We start from the raw sequence: 11,483 nt of genomic DNA, 5'->3' as shown, positions 1-11,483 counted from the left end.
GACACCAATTGGTTATCTTGAGGCTGCATAGAATTCTACGAAATAGCTGTACTAAATTGGGTGGAGTTACACTCATTATAGTATGATGTGTTCTATACCACTTTAAAACTTATAGGCTAAGATGAAATCGTTATCTTCACAGACTAAGTACGTAATTTCCTGAAGTTAAATTTTGACTTATCATCACATTTTAAGTTTATTGACCACAGATTCGAATCCAGCAATCACTAATAAATCAACCTTTGTTGGATAACAGAGTTTTTCTATTTTATTGTTCTAAATAGGAAAGTTTGAATTATTGATATGCTTGTTCCCTCCTCCAAGGATTAGAGAATTTAATTCGTTCAGTTTATGTAGTTTCTAGATTTATTAATATCAGTGTTTTTTCATCGCAGAAAATTTTAAGAATACTTTTAGTCTCTTCAGACTTCATCTTTTTGAAGAACTGGGTGGCGATAAATTTCGCTAGGAAAGCCCCCTCAGTTGAAATAGAAATTAACTTTGATACCAAAGCTCTTTATTTTGGCTAGAAATACTATTCTAGCCAAAATAAGCAATCTTATTTTTTAACGATTTCTTCTAATGTATCTTCATCAATTACTTCAACATTTTCGACGATCCGTTTTCCGCCTTGAATTTCGATACGTTTATGGTGTTTGTTGAGAGCCAATATCTCATCGCAGAACTGAGCAGATGGGTGCATTTCGTACACATAATCAACGATTTTCCCGGACTTTTCATCCTTAACATTTGAAATATTGTATTCGGATATCGCCCCTTTCTCGATCAAATCTTTCATTGTTGTGGTCATATCACGACGAAGTGCCTTCAATTTATTCTCTGTAATTTCATCATCAGAATAAATTGAACCGTACTTTTCCATAATTGAAATTAGACGAAAATGATAAGTTTTACCTGGAGCTGCGTAACGCCATAGATGATATAAACGTAGCATCATCCAACGAGATAAACCGCGTTTTAACTCTTGAGCACTGTTGAAATAATAGCCTTTGTATTCCAGATTATCGATCATGTTATGAACAAATGCATTTAAACATGCAACACATTTGATGTTTCCGCCCTGTCCTTTTTTACCACTAAAGTGTAGCGACGACAGAAAGTTCATGTTTGATTCGTAAAAAGAATCATCAATACTTGGGTTTTTAGTATCTGTGGCCGTATATTTGAACGAAAGTTTAGAACCTTGAAGGGCTTCCAAAGATTCCTTAATTTGTGGATAAGGCATTGATTGGCCAACAGCTTTTAATTCCTGAGCAAGCTCGTTCATCGAAAAAATAACTGCGTATTGAATACCGGACTTAAAATTTATTTTAACAATCTTACCTTTAGAAGCTAGACGGATCAGCGCACGCTCGACCTTTTCTTCTCGATCAGATGGCCAAACTAAAAACTCTTCGTCATCACCATCTTTTTTAGTACTAACAACAGCGGGCGTAATTTTTATCTCACCTTCGTATAGAATACCATCGACTTTTTCTGATATTTTTCTCGTTACGATCGTTTTTTTAGGTGCCTCTTCTAACGGTAATTTTTTATGTCCCGAGCGAACAAAGCGTCCCCATAAATCATAATGATTAAAGGTATTAGAATAAGCTCTTAACCCATGGGCGGCATTTTCTAAAGATACTCGAACATCTTTATTATCCGTAAACAACGCCAAACTTTCGTTATCGATTGCACTTTCTACACCATGGATCTGTCCACGAAGTGAATCGGGCAAATTGTCAACAGAGATGTTCACCTTCCGGCTCATTGTTTTACTTCCAAATTTTCATGACGTCTAATAACAACATATTCGACAGAAAAAGTTAATGATTAAAGTTAGTAAAAAAGTGATCCGAAGTAACTTTTTTCGCTGGGATCATTTTTTTACTAAGTAGAGCTCATTTTCAGATCAAGTTTTTACTAACAAAGGTGAAATCAACGCTGAAAAACCTTTGTTTAAGGCCTATTTAGCGGATTTACAACGACAAACGAGACGTCCTTGTGGAAAACTCTACCATTAATTAGTAAAGATCTGATCTATGCTAAGTAGAGATCAGATCTATACATACCTTAAAGCACTTGATCTTATAGTATCTGTGCATAACTGTTTGATCTTACTTAGTAAAAAACTGATCTCCACCACCACAACTGTGAGTATTTCTGTGTATAAACTGTTTATATATAGATTTTTTAAATAGTAGTTAGTAAAATTTCGATCTCGGAGTTATAAGAGATCTGATCTTAACCTAGTAAAAAACAGATCTATAAAAATTAAGAAAATCATTTAAAAACAGTTAGATAAGCCATAATTTCTTTACCTTAGTCTTTAATACCTATATATCTAACCATATCTAAACTTTCTTATTTATACTTAGATGTAAATCAAAATTACAAATGTCTTTGTTTTTTTGTGTTTACAGCAAAATATATGGACATTATAATAATCGCTATCAAATAAAGGATAATGTGTATGTCTATAAATAACAATGCGCTATCAACGTACCGGCTGTTGAAAGCTACAGCAGAAGTAGCAGAACAATCACTTGCTGGTCGTATTCAACATTATAGAGCTCATCTTAAAACTGAAGAAAAAGAGCTTAGAACTTACACGCAAAAAGCTGCCGCAGATCTACTTGGTGTAAATAATAGAACACTAAAAAGACGTCATGATCAGGGTGACTTTGATACCATCAATATAAAGAAAGGCGCAAACGGTCATTACGCATACACATTAGCAAATATCTTTGCGATGGCAGATGTTCTAGGTGTAAATGCTGATCAACGAAAGTCTAGCGATAAATTACAAGTCATTGTGATTAATAGTTTGAAAGGCGGCTGTGGCAAAACAACAAGTTTGGTAAATATTGCAGCAGCATTAGCCACAACTAATATTAAGCGCTATCGCATCGGGATCATTGATCTTGATCCACAAGGATCATCATCAAGCTTTTTTCCATCTAATGATCATGAACCGATCACGGTTGGCGATCTGATGAGAGATTGCATTGAATTAGATGAAGGTGAAACATGGAAAGATCTTGTCTCTAATTCATTCCAAGAAACCCACATTCCAAATATTCGTGTACTACCTTCTGGTATGGATGACTTTTACTTTGAACATGAAACAGCAACAGAGTTAAAGGAAAGTTCAAGTTACGAAAAGACACGTCATTACCATAAGCTCAAAGAGAAGGTTATAGAGCCCGTACAAGATGAGTTTGATATTATTCTAGTAGATACCGCACCTTCACTTAATTTTATGTTCTACAATGCATTGATGGCGTCTACGGCGATGTTAATACCTGTACACCCAGAGGCCGTAGACTTTGACGCTAATAATAAATACCTGAAGCGTCTTGGTGAGATATACCATACCGTCGCTGCACTTGGTCACGAAGGCTGGGACTTTATGCAATTCTTAGTAACTAACTATGTGAAAGGCAACCATTCTCAGCGCGATATCGTTAAAGATGTACGTAGTGCTTTTGGTCGTCAAGTAATGAGCTACCCAATCAATCACAGCTCTGCAATTACAGCAAGTTCTTCATCGTTTAACACTATTTTTGACCAAAAGACTTCAGATAGTTTAGCAAGTCGCGAAGCATTGCTAAAAGCGCAAGAAAATATCAAAGACGTGGTTGATGAATTAGAAATGCTGATCCGTTCCAATTGGCCTTCAACACAATCTTCGCTAGCAGAATAAAAAGGTATTAATAATGGCTAGAAAACGTAAAAATGACACACGAATAGATCCTTTTGCTACTGCGGTTGAAGGCAGTAGCCTTGACGATCTTTTAGATCAGGCAAAAGTAGGCGATGTGGTTACTATGCCTGCGCCAAGCGACCCGACAAAAACCATAGTACTGACCTGTGAAGTAGTGCCGTTTAGCGAAATTGAGAGTAAAACCACAGTTTATGGGCAAAATCGCCGTGAGCAATCCCTATTAAGCGAAAAAGCAGTCGCAGATATATTACCTGCCATTAAAAAAGATAAACGTAATCTCCACCCAGCCCTTTGTTGGCAGCACAATGGCAAACTTCACGTTTTATCGGGTTCAAGACGCCGCAAAGCCTGTTTGCTAGCCGAAGCGGATTATGTGGTGTTGAGCTCGAAAGACTTTAGTGATGAAGATGCAAAAACATTAGCGGTATCTTCCGATCAATACATCGCCCCGAGCCTTTGGGAATTGGGTAAAGCCTATTTTGATACTAAGCATAACTTGATCAAACAAGGCCAAAAAGGATCGTATCGAGAAATCGCTGCGGTGGAAGGTGTTTCTCACACTGCTATCGCAGACGCATTGAAAGCTTATGAAAGCATTCCTGTCGAAGTATTGCAGTTATATCCAACAGCAAATCATTTAGGTCGTGAAGCAGCTAAAAAGCTCATCACAGCAAAACAAGAACAGCCTGAGCAGTTTTCAGAGCAAATTGCTGCGCTTAAAGTGCAAGACTTTATGACAGAAGAGATGTCAGATGAGAAACGTGCTGTTCAGATCACTAAATTCTTGACTACATTCGGAAGTAGCGATTCACGTGTGGAATCCATGCTAGAGAACGACTACATTCGAGTACAAAGAAATCTGAAAAGCGGTGATGTTACCGTAAAAATAGATAATCGAGTATTGACTGATAAGCGTTTAGAGCAATTGCAAAAATTACTAAGCAGTTATAATTAAGGTCTGCTCAAAAATTGCCGTGTTGGTTGAATTATCAAGCAACTCGGCACTTTTTCTAGTCAGTTGACCTCCAACCAGTCCTTTTTTAGCGAATTTCTCGCATTTCTCTCTTTAGCTCAAATCACTAATTTCATATACTGGCTTTTTATTTTAATTTTGACGTGTACTTAATGTCTTCGCAGTTATCTAAAGAGCAACTTTTCGCCTTATTTGAAGAAATCAAACAGGAACAGGCTAATCAATTTCCTTTGTCTGAACGTTTTCTTCGTCAGTACTTCAATTCAGCTTTACTTGCGAAAGCTAAGGAGTATTTAAAGGACGAACAAGTCTGCTATCTTCAACACAGCGAAAACTTTGCGCAAATCGACGCGCAGGTATTGGGTAATTACGGCAATACCTTCACTCAACACATCAAAATAAACCAAACACAAGGTGCCGTTTCGGTTGAAGCAAACTGCTCGTGTTCAAATAATCCTAAATGTCGGCACATTGCCGCGGTATTACTCAAACTTAAAATAGAACATTCTGGTGGTTTTGGTGAGGCTTATTTGGTTAATGACTGGTTTAATGAGCTCGGGCAATTGCAGCAAATCGATAAAGCAGATGCAGAAAACGTCTTACTCTTCGTATTAGAGCCTCGAGCAAACGAAGTCCTTGTAAGCCCAAAGGTATCGCCAAATCGACCCGACGGTGTTTACCCCTTAGGCCGAGTGTTAACCGAGCAGCAGCTCAATAGTCAGGTCGCTCCGGCTGGTTTATTAGAAAACGATTTTCGCTTATTTAGTTGGATCCGCTCGCAAAATACACCGGGTCATTTTGAGCTATTTGGCGCCTGGGGTTTTAATGCACTCACACAACTTGTACATACCCATCGCTGTTTTTATCGTAACCAGCGCCAACCTTTGGAGCTTGGACACAAGCAAACACTAGATTTTTACTGGTATCAGGAAGGCAATGAATATCAGCTTAAAAGCCGTCTAGCGAATGTTGAGCACTGGCGCTTGATTAAAACCGAACCTCCAATGTATCTAGATACCGAAAACTTGATCGTTGGCCGAATTGAGTCAGAGCTCACCGCGCAGGAAATCGCCCACCTTCATACTATGCCTACTATAACGGCTGAGAAACTAGAGCAGGTTATGGCGCGCTTCCAAGACATCTTTACAGATGATGTGATTGCCCCCCCTGCTGGGTTTTCGCTGTTAGCAAGCAAGCAAGCTAATGTTGCTAAGCTTATAAAACTCGATAGACCAAATAAAATTCGTTTTGCAATTGAGTCGCTTGGGAAAGGCGCGATGAAAAAGCAGTTGGCAAGGCTGGAGCAGGTACTTACAGGTCTGGGCTTTGTTCATGAGGGCAACGAATTTTTACTACCAACCGAGGATGGCGTTGAAGTACATTGGTTTAACAGAGAGATCAGGCCGCTTCTACAGGGTAAGCGTTGGATTGTTGACGAGTTGCCGAGCAATGGCCTTGTTGTTACACCAAAAGTGCTGTTAAGTCTTAAACGAGATAAGCAACATCACGTGCTTGGTAAGGTGATGTTAGATGACAAACCTGTCACGCTCAACTGGGATAAGCACCCGGCTCATGAGCTTAATAATCTGGCGCATGAATATCGCTACGTCGAAATCGGCGAGCAGTTCTATGCCATTAGTAAATCCATATTTGATGAATTGCTGGAGCTGAAATCTCGTTTTAGTTATTACCTTTCGAGCTCACAATTTAAATTTCCGTTATCGTATGCCAAAAAGCTGTTTGAACTGGGCCATATTCATACCGACTCAGACGATCAAAAGCTACTTGAGTATCTCGCTGAGTTAGATAAACCGATAGAAAATCTTGACGTGATCCCTGCTAGTGAAGGACAAAGTTTCACCCTACGAGATTATCAAGTTCAAGGCGTTAACTGGCTTAAGTTCCTTAATCGTCATCAGTTAGGTGGCATTCTGGCCGATGATATGGGCCTTGGAAAAACACTTCAGGTTATTGCTTACTTTATTTCTCAGCACAATACGCTTGTGACACAACCAAGTTTAATTGTCTGTCCGACGAGTTTAGTGGGGAACTGGCGTGATGAATTTAAACGTTTCGCACCACATCTACCTCTGACTATAATTCATGGTTCTAATAGAGAGGAAGCACTCACTAACTTGTCTGGTGTTCGATTTATTTTAACGACGTATCCGCTACTTAAGCGCGATGTGGCGTATTATAAAGGGCTTGATTTCGATTCCATCGTGTTGGATGAGGCGCAATATATTAAAAACGAAAGCGCACAAATATCTAAATGTGTAAAGAGCCTATCCGCGCGTTTCAAGCTTTGTTTAAGTGGCACACCGGTAGAGAATAATTTACTCGAGCTTAAATCGCTGCTCGATTTTGTCATGCCTGATGTGCTGGGCACCAAGCAACAGTTTAAGCAACACTTCCAGATCCCAATTGAAAAGGAACAAGATCGTCCTAGAGCTCGAGAACTCAGATCGCTGATCGCGCCGTTTATTCTTCGTCGTACAAAAGCTGAGGTAGTGAAAGAGCTACCTAATAAGACTGAACTCATCAAAGAATTAGAGTTCTCTGATGAACAACAGAAATTATATCAAGGTGTTCAGCATCAAGTAGAAAGCAAATTGCTCAATCTATTTCAAGAGCAAGGCGTTGAAAGAAGCAAGCTGGCGTTCCTCGATGCCTTGTTAAAGTTACGTCAGATCTGCTGTCACCCACAATTGGTTGATAAATCACTGACCGATCAACATGGCGCCAAATTTGAGTGGCTTGCACAACACCTACCGGTGCTACTCAGTGAGGGCCGCAAGATAATTATCTTCAGCCAGTTCACCAGCGTGTTAGATCTTATTGCTGAGCAGTGCCAACAGCAACAGTTGAAATACACTATGTTGACAGGGCAGACTAGGCAAAGAGATAAAGCCATTGAGGCGTTTACCCAAGGCAAATGCAATGTCTTTTTGATAAGCCTAAAAGCTGGAGGAACTGGTTTGAATTTAACTCAAGCAGATACGGTTATCCATTTCGATCCTTGGTGGAATCCTGCGGTAGAAAATCAAGCAACAGATCGCGCCTATCGTATCGGACAAGATAAGCCGGTATTTGTGTACAAGTTGATTATGGCGAACTCTATCGAAGAGAAAGTGTTTAAGATGCAGCGCGATAAGCAAGCCCTTGTTGACGCTCTGTTTGCTGAGTCTGGTGTCAATCTTGGTCAGTTTGATGAGTCGCAAATGCTAGCGCTGATAAAAAACTAAAAATTATTTGGAACTAATCAGCAAAGGTGAAGGTCTATGATAGTGCTTGTTGTGGCATTGTTGAAACAGTAGGCATATGTTGATTTCCCCCCTTTGTTACTGATTGTAATAAGCCAGCTTAATTAAGTTGGCTTTTCTTTTGATAAAAAACATCATTCACTCCATTTTTATTCCATAATCTCACGCTTTAATAGCTATAACGGAGAAACGCCATAGACCAATTAGGATAACGTTATGCTGTGCTACGATGCGACAATTTCACACTTAAGCTTTATTGAGACGAAATCAGAATCAGACTATGATCTACTTAATGAAGTTGCGAGTTCAGACGACTTGTCTAGTATACTGACCATGTTACTGTTCGATGACACGCTTTCAGACAAGCTAAAGCGCCAAGTTAGACAACAATTGAAAAAGTTAAAAGCAAAGAGTAAATAAATCCTATGTCTACCCCATCAAGAATCTTGCTCGTTGAAGACGACCAAGATATTGCAGAGCAGGTGCAGTTGTTTTTTAGAGCATCCGGTTTTGAAATGTTTCATATTGCAGACGGTGCCGAAGTTGTACCTTGGGTAAAGGTAAACCAACCAGATGCAATCTTGATGGATATTATGTTGCCAAACCAAGATGGCGTAGAGTGTATGCGTCAAATTCGAGCGTTTTCTGGAGTACCTATTGTGATGCTGACTGCCAAAGTGGCAGAAGCTGACCGTTTAAAGGGCTTAGAAGTCGGCGCAGATGACTATGTATGTAAACCTTTTAGCGCTGCTGAATTAGTGATGCGCATGAAAGCGATCTTACGCCGTTGTGTAAACTCCAATGCGTATCAAAAGCCTATCGAAGTAAATCGCGAAGAACTAACGGTTAAACTGAATGGCAGTACATTAGGCTTAACCAAAGTTGAGTTTGACGTCTTTGCGCTTTTATATGACGCACCAAATCGTGTCTTTTCAAGACAGCAAATTCTTGATTATATTCAACCGGATAACTTTGATATTTCGGATCGCGTAATCGACAGTCACATTAAAAATATCAGAAAGAAAATCAAAGGATTAGATTTATCTCCAAAAATTGTAGAGTCGGTATATGGCGCCGGATATCGCTACAATAGTCAACAGATCACTGAATGACTAAGTGATTGAAATTTATATCTAAGGTATTATCAAAGTAGAAGAACCGATGAGATCTCAATATGCTTTGGTCAATGCTCTCCAATACGCCTGCATGGTTTAGTTTTGCGCTATTTGCAGGCGGTGCGGCTACCCTACTCCCCATTGTTTGGGTCATGCGCAGCACTTTCAAAAATCAGCTCAATACTCAACTCGCCTCCGAGCAAGCACTTAAGTCACAACTAAGTCAAGCTGAGCTGCTCGCTGAACAATTAAGAGCGCAACAGCTACAAACTCATGGCCAACAGCAGCAATTGCAAGCAAGATTAGCTGAGCGTCAACGTCAAGCCGCTGAGTATCAGCAGCTGTGGCAGCGAGAGCTAGATGCCAAGGAAGAAATTCAAGTGCATGCTCATGAGTTAGAAGTTGAAATGGCCAATCTACAAACTTTGCTGGAGCAAAAGCAACTAAACTTTGAACAGCAGCTTGCGCAGCTTGAACAAGCGAAAGTCCAGCTTAAAGAAGAGTTTCACAATCTCGCGAATCAAATATTCGATGAGAAAAGCGAGCGCTTTAGCCATCAAAGCAAAGAAAAAATCCAGCAGTTGCTGCAGCCAGTACAAGGTGAGTTAAAGGGCTTTAGAGATAAAATGGAAGCCATTCATAGTGAGGAGCTAAAGCAACGAGCATCATTGAAAACTGAATTGCTGCACTTACAAGCCAACAATAAAGCCATGACCGAGCAAGCAGATCGTTTGACCACTGCGTTACAAGGACAAAAGAAAGCACAAGGTAACTGGGGCGAACTCATGCTCGAAAATGTGCTTGATAGCGCTGGGCTACGTCCGGGTTATGACTATCAGCGAGAAGTAAACTTTAATACCGACGAAGGCAAGTTTCGCCCTGACGTCGTGGTTTACTTACCGCAATCTCGTCACTTGGTAATTGACGCTAAAACCTCATTGAATGCCTATACACGGTATATCAATGCCACAACCGATAGTGAAGTAAATCAAGCCATTGTGGCGCACACTGAAGCCATCACTGCACGGATCAAAGAGTTGGGGAGTAAATCTTATGAGCGCTTACCTGGTCTTAACTCCCCAGAGGTGGTCATTATGTTTATCCCTGTGGAATCTGCATTTGTTGAGGCGGTTAAGCATAAGCCAACGCTTTATCAGGACGCTTTACAAAATAATGTATTGGTGGCAACGCCAACAACGCTTTTAACCAGTCTTAATATCGTTAAACAGTTATGGCGTTTTGAAGAGCAAAGCAAGCACACCAGAGAGCTGGCGCTTCGAGCTGAGAAGTTTTATAACAAGCTCAATAGCTTCCTACATAGTATGGAAGGGGTGGGTAAACAGCTTGATAAAGCAAAAGAGAGCTACGAGCGAGCGTTTTCCCAGTTATATATGGGTAAAGGCAACTTAATTAAGCAAGCCTCTGAATTTAAAGAGCTAGGTGTTGCTGTAGTCAAAGAGCTACCCGAAGAACTTGAAGAAAAAGCCAAGCTTGAGCTTGAGCCGGTAAGTCCGCTTGGCAATCACGACAGCTCGAAATAACCCTTGAAATCCAAAAAACAAAAAAGGCCCATTGGGCCTTTGAACGAAAGATAAAAGACGTTAACCTTAAATGATTAAGGTGCTTTGCACTTGGCATAGTCACTGTGGCGTGGCGTATCCGAGTACAAATGCATATAAAGCGCAAACTGGCTGACATCACGCCAAACATTACTATTGGCCGGTGGGCATAGTGACTGCTCGATATAACTCTTAAGTGCCTGTCCTGTTAGTGCTAGTTTAGTCGGGATACGGATAAACACATTAATGTCATCTTTACTGGTTTTTAAATGTGAGAACTGCCAGCTTCCAATCATATACTGTTTGGTAAAGTAGCGATTGATACGCATTTGGGATTCTTTACTAAGCTGCTGAGTGGGTGCCTCATGCGTTTCGGTAACAAATGCCCATACACTGACCAGTGAAATAATAGTGGCTAGTACAAAAGTCCAAATCACAGCTGGTGATAGTTTATTTTTTGGCTTTATTTGAAGTTGCTGCTGGTTCGCTCTAGATTCAACAATCTTCAACCATTCAGCATGTTTTAGCGTCCGTTGTGTCATTGGTACTCTCCGTTTCTGCATACTGGTATTTAAGCGCTTCAATGTGGAGTAAAGATGGAGTGGGCAAACATCAGACCAGTGCCCTGATGCGGTATAAGGTAGATCTAAAAATTCTTTATTGTCGGTGAAAGAATAATTCTAAAATTCGCATCTTTTCTGATGAAAGTTACTTAATCTTAGGCTGGTATTGAATTAGTAAGTACCAACATTTTAATCGTAAGTCTAATGGGTATCGTGCCGCATTTTGTGTTATTTACTTGGGTACTTTATTCAGTCTTGATTTATCCTCATATTGACTAAA

General features: G+C 40.0%; 8 protein-coding genes. 6 read left to right on the top strand and 2 right to left on the bottom strand.

Going from position 1 to position 11,483, the window contains the following annotated elements; all coding sequences use genetic code 11:
* Window positions 1–559: 559 nt before the first annotated feature.
* Window positions 560–1,774, bottom strand: a complete 1,215-nt coding sequence (locus tag CKO50_RS07840) for a hypothetical protein (protein WP_017216875.1) — start codon at window positions 1,772–1,774, stop codon at window positions 560–562.
* A gap of 702 nt (window positions 1,775–2,476) precedes the next feature.
* Here CKO50_RS07840 and CKO50_RS07835 point away from each other — a divergent pair.
* From CKO50_RS07835 to rmuC, 6 genes are all read left to right on the top strand, one after another.
* Window positions 2,477–3,709, top strand: a complete 1,233-nt coding sequence (locus CKO50_RS07835) for an AAA family ATPase (protein WP_017216876.1) — start codon at window positions 2,477–2,479, stop codon at window positions 3,707–3,709.
* 13 nt (window positions 3,710–3,722) lie between these two features.
* Window positions 3,723–4,685 carry a ParB N-terminal domain-containing protein gene (locus CKO50_RS07830; protein WP_095727700.1) on the top strand — a complete coding sequence of 321 codons (963 nt, stop codon included), beginning with the start codon at window positions 3,723–3,725 and terminating at the stop codon, window positions 4,683–4,685.
* A 170-nt stretch (window positions 4,686–4,855) separates the two neighbouring features.
* Window positions 4,856–7,948 carry a DEAD/DEAH box helicase gene (locus CKO50_RS07825; RefSeq protein WP_095727699.1) on the top strand — a complete coding sequence of 1,031 codons (3,093 nt, stop codon included), beginning with the start codon at window positions 4,856–4,858 and terminating at the stop codon, window positions 7,946–7,948.
* A gap of 234 nt (window positions 7,949–8,182) precedes the next feature.
* Window positions 8,183–8,386, top strand: coding sequence for a hypothetical protein (locus tag CKO50_RS07820; RefSeq protein ID WP_095727698.1), 204 nt, complete (start codon window positions 8,183–8,185; stop codon window positions 8,384–8,386).
* A 5-nt stretch (window positions 8,387–8,391) separates the two neighbouring features.
* Window positions 8,392–9,078 (top strand): response regulator, encoded by a 687-nt coding sequence (locus tag CKO50_RS07815; RefSeq protein WP_095727697.1) that lies wholly within the window; start codon window positions 8,392–8,394, stop codon window positions 9,076–9,078.
* Between the two features lie 62 nt (window positions 9,079–9,140).
* A complete protein-coding gene (rmuC, locus tag CKO50_RS07810) occupies window positions 9,141–10,622 on the top strand; it encodes a DNA recombination protein RmuC (RefSeq protein WP_095727696.1) in 1,482 nt (493 codons plus the stop codon).
* Between the two features lie 74 nt (window positions 10,623–10,696).
* On the opposite strand, the gene CKO50_RS07805 is transcribed toward rmuC, so the two are convergent.
* The gene (locus CKO50_RS07805; RefSeq protein WP_095727695.1) at window positions 10,697–11,182 is read right to left on the bottom strand and encodes a hypothetical protein; all 486 of its coding nucleotides are present in this window, start codon (window positions 11,180–11,182) and stop codon (window positions 10,697–10,699) included.
* Window positions 11,183–11,483: the final 301 nt, after the last annotated feature.

This window comes from Pseudoalteromonas sp. HM-SA03 (genome assembly GCF_002289345.1).
Taxonomy (GTDB): Bacteria; Pseudomonadota; Gammaproteobacteria; order Enterobacterales; family Alteromonadaceae; genus Pseudoalteromonas.
The sequence above is the reverse complement of the archived record's forward strand: the minus strand, read 5'-3'. Positions and strand labels throughout refer to the sequence as shown.

Coding starts and splice junctions, on each gene's coding strand:
- CKO50_RS07820 (WP_095727698.1), top strand. CDS start 8,183: ATGCTGTGCTACGATGCGACAATTTCACACTTAAGCTTTATTGAGACG.
- CKO50_RS07825 (WP_095727699.1), top strand. CDS start 4,856: ATGTCTTCGCAGTTATCTAAAGAGCAACTTTTCGCCTTATTTGAAGAA.
- CKO50_RS07840 (WP_017216875.1), bottom strand. CDS start 1,774: ATGAGCCGGAAGGTGAACATCTCTGTTGACAATTTGCCCGATTCACTT.
- CKO50_RS07835 (WP_017216876.1), top strand. CDS start 2,477: ATGTCTATAAATAACAATGCGCTATCAACGTACCGGCTGTTGAAAGCT.
- rmuC (WP_095727696.1), top strand. CDS start 9,141: ATGCTTTGGTCAATGCTCTCCAATACGCCTGCATGGTTTAGTTTTGCG.
- CKO50_RS07830 (WP_095727700.1), top strand. CDS start 3,723: ATGGCTAGAAAACGTAAAAATGACACACGAATAGATCCTTTTGCTACT.
- CKO50_RS07815 (WP_095727697.1), top strand. CDS start 8,392: ATGTCTACCCCATCAAGAATCTTGCTCGTTGAAGACGACCAAGATATT.
- CKO50_RS07805 (WP_095727695.1), bottom strand. CDS start 11,182: ATGACACAACGGACGCTAAAACATGCTGAATGGTTGAAGATTGTTGAA.